Origin of the sequence: Nocardiopsis halophila DSM 44494, assembly GCF_000341245.1 — a bacterium.
GTDB classification, from domain to species: domain Bacteria; phylum Actinomycetota; class Actinomycetes; order Streptosporangiales; family Streptosporangiaceae; genus Nocardiopsis_A; species Nocardiopsis_A halophila.
Genome location: NZ_ANAD01000101.1, coordinates 1 through 16,761, shown reverse-complemented (window position 1 = coordinate 16,761; position 16,761 = coordinate 1). Strand labels below are relative to the sequence as shown.

Here is a 16,761-nt window from a genome sequence, read left to right as displayed (position 1 = left end):
CCTCGGGGCCCGCCCTCGGGGCCCGCCCTCGGGACCCGCCCTCGGGGTCCGCGCCGGGACGGGGGACGGCGCTCGTCCGCCGGTCCCTCGCCGGGCTCAGTAGAGTGGACGGCGATCATGGCTACCTTGCGCGACGACGGGCGTCCTCCCGTGCTCGACCGGCTCCGGATGCCCGCCCCTGTCCTCGCCCGCCTGGCCTGTCCCCACTGCGGGGCCGGGCTCGAACCGGTGGGCAACGCCGTGCGCTGCTCGTCCGGGCACGCCTTCGACGTCGCCAAGGAGGGCTACCTCGGCCTGCTCACCGGCGCCAAGCCGACCGGGACCGCCGACTCGGCCGACATGGTCCGCGACCGGCAGGGCTTCCAGGAGGCCGGGCACTACGACCCCCTGGCCGCGCGCATCGCCGAGGCGGCCGCGCCCGCCCTGGCCGACGGCGGCCTGGTCGCCGACATCGGCGGCGGCACCGGCTACTACCTCGCCCGCGTGCTGGACCGCTCCCCGCAGGCCTGCGGCCTCGGCCTGGACCTGTCCAAGTACGCCCTGCGCCGCGCCGCCAAGGCCCACCCGCGCGCCGGGGCCGCCGCCTGCGACGCCTGGCGGGGCCTGCCGCTGAGCGACGGCGCCGCATCGGTGCTGCTCAACGTGTTCGCGCCGCGCGGCGCCGAGGAGTTCCACCGCGTGCTGGGCCCCGACGGCCTCCTCGTCGTCGTCACCCCCGGCCCCGGCCACCTGGGCGAACTGGTCGAGGCCCTGGGCATGGTCTCGGTCGACGCGCGCAAAGAGGAGCGCCTGGAGGAGACGCTCGCCACCCGCTTCGAGCACGCCCGCGGCGAAGCCCTGGACCTCTCCCTGAGCCTTCCCCGCCGCGACGCGGTGACGGTCGCGGGCATGGGCCCCAGCGCCCGCCACCTGGAGGCCGGGGAGCTGGAGCGCCGCGCCGCGACCCTCCCCGACCCCGTCGAGGTCACGGCCTCCTTCCGGATCGGCCTCTACCGCCCCCGCCACTGAGGCCGGCGGCGCGCGGACCCCAGAGGACGGGACCGCGCCGGGCCTCCGAGGTCCGCCGGACGGCACCGCAGGGCGCCGCCCCGGCGTGATCTCCGGGGCGGGCGGGTAGGGCCACTCCGTGAGCGACGGCGCAGGTGACCGGCTCTCCGTGTGGGCCCCGGACCATGACCGGGTGCGCGTACGGGCCGGTGGACGGGACCGGGACATGGAACCGCGGCCGGGAGGCCGGTGGGTGCTCGACGGGCCGCCGCCCGAACCGGGGACCGACTACGCCTTCCTCCTGGGCGACGACCCCGAACCGCTGCCCGATCCCCGGTCGGTGCACCAGCCCTACGGCGTCACCGGCCCCTCGCGCGCCTACGACCACTCCGCCTTCCCCTGGACCGACGGGGCCTGGACCGGGCGCGCCCTTCCCGGGTCGGTCCTCTACGAGCTGCACATCGGCACCTTCACCGCCGAGGGCACCTTCGACGCCGCGATCGGACGCCTGGACCACCTGGTCGACCTGGGGGCGGACCTGGTCGAGGTCATGCCGGTCAACGCCTTCGACGGCGACCGCGGGTGGGGCTACGACGGGGTGCTCTGGTACGCCGTGCACGAGCCCTACGGCGGCCCCGACGGCCTCAAGCGCTTCGTCGACGCCTGCCACACCCGCGGCCTCGGCGTCGTCCTGGACGTCGTCTACAACCATCTGGGCCCCTCCGGCGCCACCCTGCACCGCTTCGGGCCCTACTTCACCGGCGGCGAGACCGCCTGGGGCCCATCGCTCAACCTCGACGGCCCCGGGTCCGACGAGGTGCGGCGCCACGTCCTGGACAACGCGCTGGACCGGCTGCGCCACTTCCACCTGGACGGCCTGCGCCTGGACGCCGTGCACGCGCTGCGCGACGACGGCGCCCGCCCCCTCCTGGCCGAGCTGTCGGCGCGCACCGAGGCGCTGGCCGCCGGACTGCGCCGGCCGCTGTCGCTGATCGCCGAGAGCGACCGCAACGACCCGCGCACGGTCCGCCCCCGCGCCGCCGGCGGCCTGGGCATGACCGCCCAGTGGTCGGACGACCTGCACCACGCCCTGCACACCGCGCTCACCGGGGAGACCCACGGCTACTACGCCGACTTCGCCGGCCCCGCGGTGCTGCCGCGCACCCTGCGCCGGGTCTTCCTGCACGACGGCGGGTACTCCTCCTTCCGCGGCCGGAGCCACGGCGCCCCGGTCGACGCCGCCGAGGACTCCGGGGCCCGCTTCCTGGCCTACCTGCAGACCCACGACCAGGTCGGCAACCGCGCCCTGGGCGACCGCCTGTCCGCCTCGGTCCCGCCGGACCTGCTGGTGTGCGGGGCGGCGCTGGTGCTGTGCTCGCCCTACACCCCGATGCTCTTCATGGGCGAGGAGTGGGCGGCCTCCACGCCGTGGCGGTTCTTCGCCTCCTTCCCCGACCCGGACCTGGCCGAGGCGGTGCGGCGCGGCCGCCGGCGCGAGTTCGCCGCGCACGGGTGGACCGACGCGGTCCCCGACCCGATGGACCCGGCCGCGCGGGAGGCCTCCGTCCTGGACTGGGAGGAGCCCGCGACCGACCCCCACCGGGCGGTGCTGTGCGCCTACCGGGAGCTGATCGCGCTGCGCCGGGCCCGCCCCGAGCTGGCCGACCCGCGGCTGGACCGGTTCGCGGTGCGCGCCTCCGACGACGGGCGGGTGCTGGTGCTGCACCGCGGCCCGCTGCGGGTGGCGTGCAACCTGCGTCCGCATCCGGCCGACGCGGTGCTGGACGCACCGGTGCGGCGGGTGCTGCTGGCCTCGGGCGAGCCGCGGGTGCGGGGCGGCCGGCTGTGCCTGGGCGGGCACGCGTTCGCGGTGGCCGAGGTCGTGCCCGACGACCGGGAGCAGGTGGACCCCACCATCGACCTCTAATGCGAAAACCGTCAGAAGATCGCCGACTAGCCGCGTTATCAGTTGTCGATCTCAAGTTTCGCCCCTGAAACAGTTGACGAATCCGGGGGTGAGTGCTGATCATGGGGCACCGCACCCGAATCGGACGATGGGCAAGGGGCCATGAGCACGAACACCGCGCAGGAAGCGACCCGCGAGGACGTCCAGCGGCTCTCGGACGCCGCCCGGGACCACCTGTGGATGCACTTCACCCGCCACTCGGCCTTCGAGGACGGTGCCCGCGTCCCGGTCGTCACCCGCGGGGACGGGGTCCACATCTGGGACGCCGAGGGCCGCCGCTACATCGACGGGCTGGCCGGCCTCTTCGTCGTCCAGGCCGGACACGGGCGCCGCGAGATCGCCGAGGCGGCCGCGCGGCAGGCCGCCGACCTGGCCTACTTCCCGCTGTGGAGCCACGCCCACCCCGCCGCCATCGAACTGGCCGAGCGGCTCGCCGCGCACACCCCCGGCGACCTGGACCGGGTCTTCTTCACCACCAGCGGCAGCGAGGCGGTGGAGACCGCCTGGAAGCTGGCCAAGCAGTACTTCGCGCTGACCGGGCGGCCCGACAAGCGCAAGGTCATCAGCCGGTCGGTCGCCTACCACGGCACCACCCAGGGCGCGCTGTCCATCACCGGCGTCCCCGACCTGAAGAAGGTCTTCGAGCCCCTGGTCCCGGGCGCCCTCAAGGTCGCCAACACCAACCTGTACCGCGCCGACGAGATCACCGGCGAACCCGGGACGGCCGATGACCCCGAGGCGTTCGGCCGCTGGGCCGCCCGCCAGATCGAGCTGGCCGTCCAGGCCGAGGGGCCGGAGACCGTGGCCGCGGTGTTCCTGGAACCGGTGCAGAACTCGGGCGGCTGCTTCCCGCCGCCGCCCGGCTACTTCCGTGCGGTCCGCGAGATCTGCGACCGGTACGACGTACTGCTGGTCTCCGACGAGGTCATCTGCGCCTTCGGGCGGGTGGGCCACATGTTCGCCTGCGAGCGCTACGGCTACACCCCGGACATCATCACCTGCGCGAAGGGGATGACCTCCGGGTACGCCCCCATCGGCGCGGCCATCGCCTCCGACCGGGTCTTCGCGCCGTTCCGGGAGGGCAGCAACGCCTTCACCCACGGGTACACCTTCGGCGGGCACCCGGTGTCCTCGGCGGTGGCGCTGGCCAACCTCGACGTGTTCGAGCGCGAAGGGCTCCCCGGGCACGTCCGCGAGAACGAGGCGGCGTTCCGGGGCACGCTGGAGAAGCTGAAGGACCTGCCGATCGTGGGCGATGTGCGCGGGGACGGCTACTTCTACGGCATCGAGCTGGTCAAGGACCGCGAGACCCGGCGGTCCTTCGACGCCGAGGAGTCCGAGCGCATCCTGCGCGGCTTCGTGTCCGGGGCGCTGTTCGACGCGGGCCTGTACTGCCGCGCCGACGACCGCGGCGACCCGGTGATCCAGCTGGCCCCGGCGCTCATCGCCGACCAGCCCGTGTTCGACGAGATCGAGCAGATCCTGCGGTCGGTGCTGACCGAGGCGGCGTCCCTGCTTTAGGGGCGGCCCGACGACCGGAGAGGCGGGGCCGGCCGGGAGCCGAAGGCGGGGCGGGCACGGCTCCGAGGCGGAACGGCCGCGCTGACCTGGTCGGACGGCAACGACACCACACCGAGGGACGCGGCCCGGGGCGGCGACGAGGGGGCGCCCGCCGGGCCGCCGTCGCCACGGCTCCCAGGAACGCCGATCCGGAGGCGAGGGCGGGCGTCCCCGGGCGATCCGATACCGGCGCCCGCGTCCCTGGCCGCGGTCGATATCGTGGAAACGCCCCCCGAACCGAACGAAACGACCCGGCCGCGCGGCGCGCGGCCCCGTGAAAGGCCCTGCATGCGCGACGACCCGTCCGGGAGCGGGGCGCCTCCCGACGCGGCGCCGCGCATCCTGCTCGTGGACAACCACGACTCCTACACCTTCAACCTGCACCAGCTCATCTGGCAGGTCGCGGGGGCCGAGCCGCACACCGTGCCCAACGACGGCTTCGACCCGGCCGAGGTGCTCGCCGGGGGCCACACCCACCTCGTGGTCTCGCCCGGCCCCGGCAGCCCGCACGTGCCCGGCGACATCGGGCGCCTGCCCGAGCTGCTGGAAGCCTTCCCCGGCCCCGTCCTGGGCGTGTGCCTGGGGCACCAGCTGCTGGCCGCGCTGAGCGGAGGCAAGGCCGAGCACGCGCCCCGGGTCATGCACGGCCGGGTCGACGAGGTCGCCCACGACGGGCGCGGGGTCTTCGCCGGTCTGCCCCAGGGGTTCCGGTGCGTGCGCTACCACTCCCTGGCCGTCCCGGAACCGCTGCCGCCCGAGCTGCAGGTGACGGCGCGCGCGTCCGACGGCGTCCTGATGGGCCTGCGGCACCGGGAACGGCCCCTGCACGGCGTCCAGTTCCACCCCGAATCGGTCGAGACCGAGTACGGGCGCGAACTGATCGCGAACTTCCTGGCCCTGCCGGGGCGCGCGGAGGAGCGGAGTCCCACTGCGCAGGGGCCGCCGGAGCGGCGGAGCGGTGCGGCAACGCTCCGGAGCGAGTGCTCCCGCGACGGCGCCACCGCCCCCGACGTGCCTGGGACGGGGAGGAACGGGACGGCGGACCCCGGTTCCTCCGCACCCGGGACGGCGGATCGCGACTGTGCCGCGGTGGCCGCGCAGGGCCGCCCGGAACCGGTGCGAGGGGTGCCCGGCAGCCCGGCCCGTGACGTGCACGTGCGCGCCGTCGACCTCGACGTCTCGCCCGAGGACGTCTTCACCGCCCTGCACGCCGGCGACGACCACGCCTTCTGGCTGGACAGCGCCCGCACCGCCTACGGCATGGGGCGGTACAGCTTCCTCGGCTCCGTCGACACCCGCCGCGACCCGCTGCTGCGCTACAGCGCCGGCCCCGGCGCCCCCCGCCTGGAGGAGGTCCGCGGCGGCACCGCCCGCCCCCTGAGCGGCGGCCTGTTCGACGAGCTCGCCCGCCGCACCGCCGCCGACCGCGTCGACCCCGACGCCTTCCCGCTGCCCTTCCTCGGCGGCCTCGTCGGCTACCTGGGCTACGGCGCCGCCGACGGCACCGCCTCGGCCGGACCCGTCCGGCCCGACCCGCGCGGCCCCGACGCCGAGTTCCTCACCGTGCGGCGCTTCCTGGCCGCCGACCACCTCACCGGCGCCGCCTGGCTCGTGCACAGCGGCGGCACCGCCGCCGAGGCGGCCGCCTGGTTCGACGGCTACCAGGAGCGGCTGCGCACCGTGCACCCCGCGCCGCCACCGCCCCCGCCCGCACCGCAGGGAGCGGCCCGCGCCACCGTCGCGCGCGGGGACTACCTGGACGACCTGGCGCAGGTCCGCTCCTGGCTGCTCGACGGCGAGAGCTACGAGGCGTGCTACACCTACGCCATGGACGCCGCCGCGCCCGACGGCCCCGGCGGCCTCCTGGCCGCCTACCGGCGCCTGCGCCGCGACAACCCCGCCCCCTATGCCGCCTACCTGCGCAGTGGGGCGCGCACCGTGCTCAGCGCCTCCCCCGAGCGCTTCCTGGAGATCGACGCCCACGGCTGGGCCGAGAGCAAGCCCATCAAGGGGACCGCCGCCCGCCTCCCCGAGCCCGCCGCCGATGCTGAGGCCGCGCGGGAGCTGGCCTCCGACACCAAGACCCGCGGCGAGAACCTGATGATCGCCGACCTGATCCGCAACGACCTGGGCCGGGTGTGCCGCCCCGGAAGCGTCCACGTGCCCCGCCTCATGGGTGTGGAGTCCTACGCGACCGTCCACCAGCTGGTCACCTCGGTCAAGGGGCGGTTGCGCGCCGACCGCGGAGCCGTGGACTGCCTGCGCGCGCTCTTCCCCGGCGGCTCGATGACCGGAGCCCCCAAGGAGCGCACCGTCGCCCTCCTCGACGCCCTGGAGAGCCGTCCGCGCGGCCCTTACGCGGGCTGCCTGGGATACCTGGGGTTCAACGGGACCGCGGACCTGAGCATCGTCATCCGCACCCTGGTGTGCGACCCGGAGGGCGCGCGCCTGGGAACCGGCGGCGCCATCACCGCCCTGTCCGACCCCGCCGAAGAGCACCACGAGACGCTCCTCAAGGCGGCGGCGGTTCTCCGCTGCATCGGAGCCGAGCCCCCGGAGGATTCCCGCTCAGGGGAGCGAGACACCTCACGTCCGGGCCACCCCGCCCCTGGGCCCACCGGCGCATAGTCTTTGCCACGTCGCAATGGGGCGGCCGCGCGCCGCGGCACGGGGGAGTGGCAGTGCACGGAGAGTACAAGGTCCCGGGCGGAAAGCTCGTGGTGGTCGACTTCGAGCTGGAGGACGGCCGGCTGCGGCACGTCCGCGTGGCCGGCGACTTCTTCCTGGAGCCCGATGAGGCCCTGGAGGAGATCGACCGCGCCCTCGAAGGGGCCCCGGCCGACACCGACGCCAACGCCTTGGGGCGCCGCATCGAGAGCGCCCTGCCCGAAGGCACGTCCATGTTCGGCTTCTCCGCCGAGGCGGTGGGCGTGGCGGTGCGCCGCGCGCTATCGCACGCCACGACGTGGAGCGACTACGACTGGCAGCTGATCAAGGACGGGCCGCACGCCCCTGAGGTGCACATGGCCCTGGACGAGGTCCTGACCCGAGAGGTGGCCTCCGGGCGGCGCAGGCCCACCCTGCGCTTCTGGGAGTGGGACCGCCCCTCGGTGGTCATCGGCAGCTTCCAGTCCCTGCGCAACGAGGTCGACCCGGACGGGGCCCGCCGCCACGACGTCACGGTGGTGCGCCGTATCAGCGGCGGCGGGGCGATGTTCCAAGAGCCGGGCAACAGCATCACCTACTCGCTGTACGTGCCCGAGCCGATGGTGCACGGCATGCCCTTCGCCGACAGCTACGCCTACCTGGACGACTGGGTGCTCGAGGCGCTGAGCGGACTGGGCGTGGACGCCTGGTACCAGCCGCTCAACGACATCGCCTCCAAGGGAGGCAAGATCGCCGGCGCCGCCCAGAAGCGGGTGTCGGCGCACGACGGGGCGGTCCTGCACCACGTGATGATGGCCTACGACATCGATGCCGAGAAGATGGTCGATGTGCTGCGCATCGGCAGGGAGAAGCTGTCGGACAAGGGCACCAAGAGCGCCCAGAAGCGCGTGGACCCGCTGCGCCGCCAGACCGGCCTCGCCCGCGAGCAGGTCATGGACGCCATGGTGGCGACCTTCCGGGAGCGCAACGGCCTCACCGAGGACACCCTGACCGACGCCGAGCTGGAGACCGCGCACGAGCTGGCCGCCACCAAGTTCGGCTCCCGCGACTGGACCGCCCGCGTCCCCTAGCCGCTCTGTCGCGGAGCCGTCTTGCCGGGCGCGGCCGTTCCGACGGCGGTTCGGAGCGGCCGCCCCCCGACACCCGGCGGCCAGGGCCCGGAGCCGGCGCCCGTCGGCAGATCAGGCGCGGGCCGCGATGGCCTCGACCTCGAACAGCACGTCGGGCGCCGCCAGGGCCGCGACGCCGAGAAGGGTCTGCACGGGCGGCTCGGCCCCCCAGTACCCCTGCGCGGCCTCGGCGATCGGCCCGAGCCTGGTGGCGTCATGGTCCACGACGTACGTTCTGAGCTGGACGACGTGGCCGAAGTCGAGCCCGTGCGCGGTGAGCGCCGCACCGATGTTTCCGCGGCCGCGCTCGCGCGCGAGCTGGAGGTGTCCGCCCGCACCGTGCAGCGCGACGTCCAGGCGCTCTCCGCCGCCGGTGTCCCGGTCTACGCCGAGCGCGGCCGCAACGGCGGTTTCGCGTTGCTGCCCGGGTTCCGGACCGGCGGCGACCAGGTCACCGTCCTGGCGCGGGTCGACCCTGCACGGCGGGAGGACCTGACGGGAACCGCACTGGCCGTCCTCGCCGAGCAGACCGGGCCGGACGGCCGGCTCCGGCTGGAGGTCACCTTCCAGGACGCGAGGCACGCCGAATGGGCACTGTGGGAGGCGGCCGAGCACGCCGAGGCCCTTTCACCGCAATGGCTGCGCGATTCACTCGGCACCCGCGCCGCCGCCATCGCCGCCCGCCATGGAGCAACCTCCCGAGAGCGGTGCTAGGGAAGCGGCCCACCTGGAGTCGGAGAGCGGCCTCACTCGACCGGCGCGTTCGTCACGACCGGCCAGAGATCGAGGGCGTAGTGCTCCTTCCCGTCCAGGCGCTCGTGCATCTCCCTTTGGAAATCGAGGTCCCAGTCCTCCTCGGAGGCCTGCATGTCGATCGCTTCGCCCTCTCGCATGACCGTGTCCTGGTTCCAGGACCTCACGCGAACGCCGTAGGAGCCCTGGCAGGGGAGAGGAATCTGGGCGGCGGAGCCCATCGTTCCCTGGTCCACGACGAGTTCCGCCTCGAAGAAGCGGACAGTGAACCGGTGTTCGCGGTCGAAGCCGGCGTCTTCGCCTCTCTCTTCGAAGGGTGGTTCTGTGCTCCGAATGCGGATATCGAACCCCACTCCCACGGTCGAGTTGCCGCACGCGATCACGATCCAGTGTTCGTCGCCCCCGGCACCGTCGGTCGTGGATCGGGAGATCGCTCCGTGGGTCCCGCGATCGGGTCCGCCTCCGTCGTGGACCGAGACCATCTGGTAGTCGGGCATGGCCAAGAGCCGGTGGCGGGACACGAGCGCGGGGAGGGGGTCGGTCAATGCGTCCCTTGAACCGGGATGTGCCGTCCGAACAGGAGAAGCGGTGCGACCGCCCCGGCAGGGGCCGGGGCGGTCGCACCATTGTGCCGTCTTGCGCCGACTATTCGACCAGCAGGACCTCCAGCGTCCTGGGGCCGTGGACGCCCTCCACGCGCTCCAGTTCGATGTCGCTGGTCGCCGACGGGCCGCTGATCCAGGTCTGCGGCAGCACCGGGTCCAGGCGCTCCACGGCCTCGGGGACCCCGTCCACCACCTGGCGGGCCCGCACCACGCACAGGTGGTAGTCCGGGACCAGGGTCAGCGCCCGCCGCCCCTGGTGCTCGCCGGTGTCCAGGATGATCGTGCCGGTCTCGGCCACGGCCACCGCGCACCCGGTCACCGCGCCGTCCACCGCGTCCAGCTCGGACACGGACAGCACCCGGTCCTCCCACGGCGCGTCCCGCAGCACCTCGGCGCCGCTCCGGGAGAACCACTCCCCGGGGGCGTCGCCCGGCACCGCCACCCGGGCGGCGCCCCGGCGCTCCAGCGCCTCGGCGACCGCCGCGGGCAGCTCCGCACCGCGCACCCGGCGCACCTGCGCCCGGTAGTCCTCCAGCCGGTCCACCAGCAGGTCCAGCGCGGGCCCCTGGCGGTGGGTGCGCGCGTAGTCCCGCGGCACCGGCGCGTCCCCGGGGTCCTCGCCCCGGGGCACGTCCGCCAGCGCGGCGCGCACCTTGGCCAGTACGCGCTCACGCGATCCGAGCGGTGCGCTCATCGCTGCTCCTCCCCGCCCCGGGCGTGCTCGCGCCACCAGTCGCGGAACGGCCGCTCGGGGATGTCGGGCAGGTCGCGGGTGTCGGTCCAGGCCGCGCCGGGGCCGGGCAGCCGCCGGGGCACCGCCCCGCGCAGCGACGAGGCGGCGCGCTGGGCCAGGTGCATCCGCCGCGGGTCGTCCAGCACCCATTCGGCCGCCGCCATGGCCGTCTTCTCCGGCCCCGGCCGCTTGCCCTCCACCGCGCGCTCGCGCAGGTGCACCAGCACTTCGGGGATGTCGATGGCCACCGGGCACACGTCGTAGCACGCCCCGCACAGCGTAGAGGCGAACGGCAGCGCCTTCTCGACCGGCCCCTGCATGCCCTGCAGCTGCGGGGTCAGGATCGCGCCGATCGGTCCCGGATAGACCGACCCGTAGGCGTGGCCGCCGGTGCGCTCGTAGACCGGGCAGATGTTCAGGCACGCCGAGCAGCGGATGCACCGCAGCGCCTGGCGCCCCACCCGGTCGGCGAGGGTGTCGGTGCGCCCGTTGTCGAGCAGCACGAGGTGGAACTCCTGGGGCCCGTCCCCGGGCGTCACGCCCGTCCACACGGTGCTGTAGGGGTTCATCCGCTCGCCGGTGGAGGAGCGCGGCAGCAGCTGCATGAACACCTCCAGGTCCGACCAGCTCGGCACCAGCTTCTCGATGCCCACCACCGAGATGAGCGTCTCGGGCAGCGTCAGGCACATCCGCCCGTTGCCCTCGGACTCCAGCACCACCATGCTGCCGGTGTCGGCCACCGCGAAGTTGGCCCCCGACACCGCCACCCGGGTCTCCAGGAACTTCTGCCGCAGGTGCCGCCGGGCGGCCTCGGCCAGCTCGCGCGGGTCGTCGCCGAGCCCCTCGGGGGCGGGCACGCCCCAGGCGCCCATGCGCTCGCGGAAGATCCGCCCGATCTCGGCCCGGTTGCGGTGGATGGCAGGGACCAGGAAGTGCGAGGGCAGGTCGTCCCCGAGCTGGACGATCAGCTCGGCCAGGTCGGTCTCGTAGGCGGTGATGCCCTCCTGCTCCAGGGCGTTGTTCAGCTCGATCTCCTGGGTGGCCATCGACTTGACCTTGACGACCTCGCGCTCGCCGGTGGCGTGCACCAGCCGGGTCACGATCGCGCGGGCCTCGTCGGCGTCGGAGGCCCAGTGCACCGTGCCGCCCGCGGCGGTCACCGCCTCCTCCAGCCTCTCCAGGTAGTGGTCCAGGTGGCGCAGGGTGCGGTCCTTGACGGCCCGCCCGGCCTCGCGCAGCCCGGCCCAGTCGTCCAGCTCCTCGACCACCTCCCCGCGCTTGCCGCGGATGGTGTGCGTGGCCTTGCGCAGGTTGTGTCTGAGCTGGGCGTTCCCGGTGGCCCCGCGGGCCGCGTCGGGGAAGGCGGGCATCCCCACGAATGTCGCGCTGCTCATGCGAGGGCCGGCTCCCGTTCCGTCGACGCCAGGATCTCCGCCAGGTGCACCACGCGCATGCCGGCGCGCTCGCGGCTGAGCGTCCCGCCGATGTGCATCAGGCAGGAGTTGTCGACCGCGCACAGCACCTCGGCACCGGTGGAGGCGGCGTTGCGGGCCTTGTCCGAGCCCATCGCCGCCGACACGTCCGGGTTCTTCACCGCGAACGTGCCGCCGAAGCCGCAGCACTCGGCGGCGCCGGGCAGGTCCACCAGGCTCAGCCCGCGCACGGCGCGCAGCAGCCGGTAGGGGCGGTCGCCCAGGCGCAGCATGCGCAGCCCGTGGCAGGTGGGGTGGTAGGTGACGGTGTGCGGGAAGTAGGCGCCCACGTCGGTGACGCCCAGCACGTCCACCAGCAGCTCGGACAGGTCGTACACGCGCGGCGCCAGCTCGGCGGCGGCGCGCTGCAGGCGGCTGCCGTCCTCGCCAAGGCGCGGGTAGTTGTCGCGGATCATCGCCGCGCAGGAGCCGGAGGGCGCGACGACGGCGTCGGCGCCCTCGAACGTGCGCAGGAAGCGCACGGCCAGGCGCTGGGCGTCCCGCCGGTAGCCGGAGTTGTAGTGCATCTGCCCGCAGCAGGTCTGGTCCTCGGAGAACACGACCTCGTGCCCCAGCCGCTCCAGCAGCCGCACCACCGCTCGCCCGGTCCCCGGGTACAGCGTGTCGTTGACGCAGGTGACGAATAGCGCGATCCGCATGCGCTCCCTCTTCTCCAGGGCCGCTCCCGTGGGGCGGCCCGCGCGGTCGGTCGGGTGCCGACACTTCGGCGTGGGCCGCCGGACCCCGTCCGGTGCGCCCGGACCGCCCCGGTGGGGGGCGGTCCGGGCGCCGGGAGGCGTCCGCGGGGCTCACCCTAGACGCGGAGCCGGGCGCCCACCCGGCGGCGGAAGGGCGTGTCGGCGCGTCCCTCCGCCCGTGCTCAGGCGGCCGCCAGCACCTGCCGCTGGCCGCCCAGTCCGTCCACCTCCAGTTCCATCACGTCGCCGGCCCGCAGGTAGGGCGTGTCCGGCCGGGTCATGGCCACGCCCGCGGGGGTGCCGGTGATGACGACGTCGCCCGGGCGCAGCGCCATGAAGCGGCTCAGGTGGCGCACCAGGAAGGGCACGTCGAAGATCATCGCCTCGGTGGTGCCGTCCTGCACCAGTGCGCCGTTGACCCGGGTGCGCAGGCCGAGCGCGGCAGTGCCGCGCGCCCCCAGTTCGTCGGGGGTGACCAGCCACGGGCCCAGCGGGGTGAAGGTCTCGAAGGACTTGCCCTTGCCCCACTGGCCGCCGTGGCCGAACTGGTGCTCGCGCTCGGTGACGTCGTTGGCCACCGCGTACCCGGCCACGGCCGCCTCGGCCTCGGCGTCGGTCTCCAGGTAGCGGGCGGTGCGCCCGATCACCACGGCCAGCTCCACCTCGTGGTCGGTGGCCGAGCAGCCGCGCGGGATGCGCACCGGGTCGTGTGGGCCCACCACGGTGTCGGTGGGCTTGATGAAGACGATCGGCCGCTCGGGCGGCTCGGCCCCGGTGGCCGCCGCGTAGTCGGCGTAGTTGGTGCCGATCCCGATGAGCTTGCCGCGGGGCGCCACCGGCGGGCCCACGCGCGGGCCGCCGGGGGCGCCGGCCCCGGCGGCCCCGGACAGCACCGGCAGGCCGCCGGCCTCCAGGGCGGAGCGGGCGCGCTCCAGGCCCCCGCCGGACAGGAAGGCCCCGTCGATGTCGTCGGTGATCGGGGACAGGTCGAGGGGCACGCCCTCGGGGGACAGGGCGGCGGGCCGTTCGGCCCCGGGCGGTCCGATCCTCAGCAGCTTCACGGTGCAGGCCTTTCCGTCGGCGGCGTCCGCGGCCGGCGCGGCGCACGGGCGCGTCGATTGGTCTGATCAGTTCGGTGCTGTCCGTCCGCCGATGTCCCGGATTCGGGCCGGTAGATGACGGTGTGGTCTGCCTCATGTCGACAAAGTGGTCGGATCACTTCTACGTGCAGCGGAGAGGGGGTGTCAAGATGGGCGGAGCAGAACGACCGTGCGCGGTGCCGAGGCCCGCCGCCCCCTGGAGAGGACCCCGCGTGATGCCGACCGACGGCCCGAGCCCCGCCGCGACCGAGGCGCGCATGCCGGTGACCCGGCGCCCCGTCGAGCGGATCAAGGAGATGATCGCCGAGGGGCGGCTGCGCCCCGGCGACCGCCTGCCCACCGAGCGGGACCTGGCCCAGGAGTTCGAGGTCTCGCGCAGCTCCATGCGCGAGGCGGTGCGCACGCTGACCACCCTGGGCGTGCTGGAGGTGCGGCACGGTGCGGGCGTCTACGTCTCCTCGCTGCGCCCGGCCGACCTGCTGGAGACCTTCTCGGTGCTGGCCGAGATCTCCCAGGGCGACACCCTCATCGAGGTGCTGCAGGTGCGCCGGATGCTGGAGCCGGCCGCCACCGCGCTGGCCGCGGCCCGCGCCACCGACGCGCAGCTGGAGCGGGTCGGCGCCATCCTGGACCGGATCTCCTCGGGCGGGGGCGGCCGGGAGACGGTCGCCGCCGACCTGACCTTCCACCAGGCGATCGTGCAGATCACCGGGAACGCCACGCTGTCGGCCATCAACGACGGGCTCTCCTCGCGCACCTTCAACGCGCGGGTGTGGCGCGGGCACTGCGCGGCCGGGCAGGCCGCGCGCCTGCGCCAGGACCACGAGCGGATCTACCGAGCCCTGCTGGACCGCGACCCCGACGCCGCGCGGGCCGCCGCCACCATGCACGTCATGGAGGTCGAGCGGTGGCTGCGGGCCGACCTGGACACCGGACCGGAGGGCNCGGGCCCGCCGAACCGGCCGCCGGCGGGGGTGAGCGGCCTCACGGTCGGCGGTAACAGGCCTGTCACGGGCCGTCGAGCGGGTGCAACGTGCGGCGGGCACCATCGCCGGCATGGGAGCAGACGCACGCACCACCGCAACGGACCGCACCCCGCACGGGGCGCCGCCCGGACCGCCCTCGGCACCGCACGCCGGCTTCCTCGGCCGGGAGGCCCTGGAACTGGGGGCGCTGCTGCTGGCCGGGGGCGCCGCGCACCTGCTGGTGCTCTCCTTGGGCCACAGCGAGGGCGGGGGAGCGCTCCTGATCGCCTTGGGCGCCGCACTGGTCGCGGGCGCCTCGGTGCAGCGCTGGCGCCGCCACCGCCGGGCCGCCAGGGAACCGGGGCCGGGGCTCCGCACCGCCGGCCCGCGCAGGCAGGGCGAGCGGCTGTGGCGGCTCCGGGTGGCCGTGGACGACCTGCCCGGCGGCCTGGCCGCGCTCACCGCCCGGATGGCCGAACTGGGCGTCGACATCAGGCTGGTCCAGATCCACCCGGGCGCGGGGGAGGCGCTCGACGACTTCTACCTGACCGCTCCGGGGCCGGTCGGTCCGGACCGGCTGCGCGAGGCCGTGGCCCGCGCCGGCGGCCGCACGCCGGTGGTCGAGCCCGCCGACCTGCACGAGCTCAGCGACACCACGGGCCGTGCGCTCTCACTGGCGGCCGCGGTCGCCGCCGGGGGCACCACGCTCGCCGAGGCGCTGGCCGCACTGTGCGGGGCCGACGCGGCCGAGCACACCGCCGCCCGGCCGGACGGTCCGGGGCCCGACGAACTGGCCGGGACCGCCCTGTGCCTGACGGTGCCCGGGGCCGGGTACGTGCTCCTGCACCGCGAACAGGTGCCCTTCACCGCCGTGGAGTTCGCCCGCTGCCGCGCCTTCGTCCAAGCGGCGACGGCGCTCACCGGCGACAAGGCGCCCAAGGAGCGGGGCCACCGGTAGCTTGACGCGATGGGCTTGGGCTCCGGATGGAGGGGGAGCACGAGCGGCCGATGCGGCGGTATCGCGGCCGGACACCGCGGCCGGGGTCCGATCAGGCCGGGGAACCCGCGGAGCGCCGCCGGGCCCTGTGGGGCATGGGGGCCGAGGACGCGAGACGCTGCGCGGGCGCTCCTCGCCGTGCGGGCAGCAGGACCGGGGCTCCTCCTCACCCTTCCCAGCGCAGCGGCAGGTGCGAGATTCCGTTGATGAAGTTGGAGGTCAGGCGCTTGACCGGGCCGTCGCGGCGGGGGCAGGGGAGCATGCGCACCATCTCGGTGAAGAAGATCCGCATCTGCAGCCGGGCGAAGTGCGCGCCCAGGCACAGGTGCGGGCCGTCGCCGAAGGCCAGGTGGTCGTTGGGGGAGCGCCCCGCGTCGAAGCGCATGGGCGCGTCGAACACCCGCTCGTCGAAATGGGCCGAGCAGTGGTAGACCACCACCTTGTCCCCGGCGCGGATGCGCCGCCCGCCCAGCTCGGCGTCGCGCACCGCCGTGCGGCGGAAGGTCAGCACCGGCGGGTGCCAGCGCAGGACCTCCTCCACCGCCGACGGCACCAGGGCGGGGTCGGCCGCCAGCCGGGCGTGCTCGCCGGGGTGGTCGGCCAGGGCCAGCACGCCCCCGGGAAGCGCGCTGCGCACCGTGTCGTTGCCCGCGATGACCAGCAGGAAGAAGAACATGCGCAGCTCGTCGTCGTCCAGGCGGCGCCCGTCGACCTCGGCCTGCACCAGCGCGCTCATCAGGTCCTCGCCCGGACGGCGCCGCTTGGCCTCCGCCAGCCCGTCCGCGTAGGCGAACATGTCGCCCAGCATGGCCGGGGAACGCGGGTTCACCGGCCGCCCGTCCGAGCCCGGGACGGGCGCGGCGTGCTCGTCGTCCTGGTAACCGATGACCCGGTTGGTCCACTCGAGCATCAGGTGCCGCTCACCCGGCGGCATGCCCAGCAGCTCGGCGAGGTTGCTCAGCGGGAAGTCGTCGGTGACCTCCACCGGCAGGTCGCACCGGCCGCTCCGGGCCACCGGCTCCAGCAGCGCCCTGGCGCGCGCGGTGACCGCCGCGGTGAAGCGGTCCAGGCGCCTGCGGGTGAAGGCCGAGGTCACCAGCCGCCGCAGCCGCATGTGCTCGGGCGGGTCCATGTTCAGGACGGTGCGCC

General features: G+C 74.8%; 14 protein-coding genes and 1 pseudogene. 8 read left to right on the top strand and 7 right to left on the bottom strand.

Translation table 11 applies throughout. The features are described from left to right. Positions 1-168: 168 nt before the first annotated feature. The 5 genes from D450_RS0112960 to D450_RS0112940 all read left to right on the top strand — a co-directional run bounded on the left by D450_RS0112960 (position 169) and on the right by D450_RS0112940 (position 8,250). Positions 169-1,008 carry a putative RNA methyltransferase gene (locus D450_RS0112960; protein WP_193789662.1) on the top strand — a complete coding sequence of 280 codons (840 nt, stop codon included), beginning with the start codon at positions 169-171 and terminating at the stop codon, positions 1,006-1,008. 118 nt (positions 1,009-1,126) lie between these two features. Beyond that, the gene (gene treZ, locus D450_RS0112955; protein WP_083932619.1) at positions 1,127-2,914 is read left to right on the top strand and encodes a malto-oligosyltrehalose trehalohydrolase; all 1,788 of its coding nucleotides are present in this window, start codon (positions 1,127-1,129) and stop codon (positions 2,912-2,914) included. 141 nt (positions 2,915-3,055) lie between these two features. Beyond that, positions 3,056-4,474 (top strand): aspartate aminotransferase family protein, encoded by a 1,419-nt coding sequence (locus tag D450_RS0112950; protein WP_017539094.1) that lies wholly within the window; start codon positions 3,056-3,058, stop codon positions 4,472-4,474. A 327-nt stretch (positions 4,475-4,801) separates the two neighbouring features. Further along, the gene (locus tag D450_RS0112945; protein ID WP_017539093.1) at positions 4,802-7,141 is read left to right on the top strand and encodes a chorismate-binding protein; all 2,340 of its coding nucleotides are present in this window, start codon (positions 4,802-4,804) and stop codon (positions 7,139-7,141) included. Between the two features lie 53 nt (positions 7,142-7,194). Beyond that, entirely contained in the window at positions 7,195-8,250 is a 1,056-nt protein-coding gene (locus D450_RS0112940) for a lipoyl protein ligase domain-containing protein (RefSeq protein WP_017539092.1), read from the top strand. Positions 8,251-8,361: 111 nt separating this feature from the next. Here D450_RS0112940 and D450_RS34145 read toward each other — a convergent pair whose 3' ends face one another. After that, the gene (locus tag D450_RS34145; protein ID WP_083932620.1) at positions 8,362-8,580 is read right to left on the bottom strand and encodes a RidA family protein; all 219 of its coding nucleotides are present in this window, start codon (positions 8,578-8,580) and stop codon (positions 8,362-8,364) included. Between D450_RS34145 and D450_RS34140 the strand changes: the two genes are divergently transcribed. After that, the gene (locus tag D450_RS34140; RefSeq protein ID WP_017539090.1) at positions 8,506-9,003 is read left to right on the top strand and encodes an HTH domain-containing protein; all 498 of its coding nucleotides are present in this window, start codon (positions 8,506-8,508) and stop codon (positions 9,001-9,003) included. The genes D450_RS34145 and D450_RS34140 overlap by 75 nt on opposite strands. 32 nt (positions 9,004-9,035) lie before the next feature. Here the strand turns inward: D450_RS34140 and D450_RS0112930 are convergent, their stop codons facing one another. The 5 genes from D450_RS0112930 to D450_RS0112910 form a co-directional block, all read right to left on the bottom strand. Continuing rightward, positions 9,036-9,539 (bottom strand): hypothetical protein, encoded by a 504-nt coding sequence (locus D450_RS0112930; protein WP_152520833.1) that lies wholly within the window; start codon positions 9,537-9,539, stop codon positions 9,036-9,038. A 148-nt stretch (positions 9,540-9,687) separates the two neighbouring features. Next, a complete protein-coding gene (locus tag D450_RS0112925) occupies positions 9,688-10,341 on the bottom strand; it encodes a LutC/YkgG family protein (protein WP_017539088.1) in 654 nt (217 codons plus the stop codon). Further along, complete coding sequence (locus D450_RS0112920) at positions 10,338-11,750, bottom strand: LutB/LldF family L-lactate oxidation iron-sulfur protein (RefSeq protein WP_017539087.1); 1,413 nt, start codon at positions 11,748-11,750, stop codon at positions 10,338-10,340. The genes D450_RS0112925 and D450_RS0112920 overlap by 4 nt, the downstream gene beginning before the upstream one ends. Positions 11,751-11,770: 20 nt before the next feature. Next, the gene (locus D450_RS0112915; RefSeq protein ID WP_017539086.1) at positions 11,771-12,511 is read right to left on the bottom strand and encodes a (Fe-S)-binding protein; all 741 of its coding nucleotides are present in this window, start codon (positions 12,509-12,511) and stop codon (positions 11,771-11,773) included. Between the two features lie 221 nt (positions 12,512-12,732). Then, a complete protein-coding gene (locus D450_RS0112910) occupies positions 12,733-13,611 on the bottom strand; it encodes a fumarylacetoacetate hydrolase family protein (protein WP_017539085.1) in 879 nt (292 codons plus the stop codon). Positions 13,612-13,865: 254 nt separating this feature from the next. Between D450_RS0112910 and D450_RS32470 the strand changes: the two are divergent. Continuing rightward, positions 13,866-14,576 (top strand): annotated as a pseudogene (locus D450_RS32470) (FadR/GntR family transcriptional regulator); the annotation flags it as partial. Between the two features lie 130 nt (positions 14,577-14,706). Next, positions 14,707-15,573, top strand: a complete 867-nt coding sequence (locus D450_RS0112895; RefSeq protein WP_039820456.1) for an ACT domain-containing protein — start codon at positions 14,707-14,709, stop codon at positions 15,571-15,573. A gap of 205 nt (positions 15,574-15,778) precedes the next feature. Here D450_RS0112895 and D450_RS0112890 read toward each other — a convergent pair. Beyond that, the coding region (locus D450_RS0112890) for a cytochrome P450 (protein ID WP_017539081.1) at positions 15,779-16,761 on the bottom strand (983 nt) is incomplete at its 5' end.

Coding starts and splice junctions, on each gene's coding strand:
- D450_RS0112960 (WP_193789662.1), top strand. CDS start 169: ATGCCCGCCCCTGTCCTCGCCCGCCTGGCCTGTCCCCACTGCGGGGCC.
- D450_RS0112950 (WP_017539094.1), top strand. CDS start 3,056: ATGAGCACGAACACCGCGCAGGAAGCGACCCGCGAGGACGTCCAGCGG.
- D450_RS0112945 (WP_017539093.1), top strand. CDS start 4,802: ATGCGCGACGACCCGTCCGGGAGCGGGGCGCCTCCCGACGCGGCGCCG.
- D450_RS34140 (WP_017539090.1), top strand. CDS start 8,506: ATGGTCCACGACGTACGTTCTGAGCTGGACGACGTGGCCGAAGTCGAG.
- D450_RS0112930 (WP_152520833.1), bottom strand. CDS start 9,539: ATGCCCGACTACCAGATGGTCTCGGTCCACGACGGAGGCGGACCCGAT.
- D450_RS0112925 (WP_017539088.1), bottom strand. CDS start 10,341: ATGAGCGCACCGCTCGGATCGCGTGAGCGCGTACTGGCCAAGGTGCGC.
- D450_RS0112920 (WP_017539087.1), bottom strand. CDS start 11,750: ATGCCCGCCTTCCCCGACGCGGCCCGCGGGGCCACCGGGAACGCCCAG.
- D450_RS0112915 (WP_017539086.1), bottom strand. CDS start 12,511: ATGCGGATCGCGCTATTCGTCACCTGCGTCAACGACACGCTGTACCCG.
- D450_RS0112895 (WP_039820456.1), top strand. CDS start 14,707: ATGGGAGCAGACGCACGCACCACCGCAACGGACCGCACCCCGCACGGG.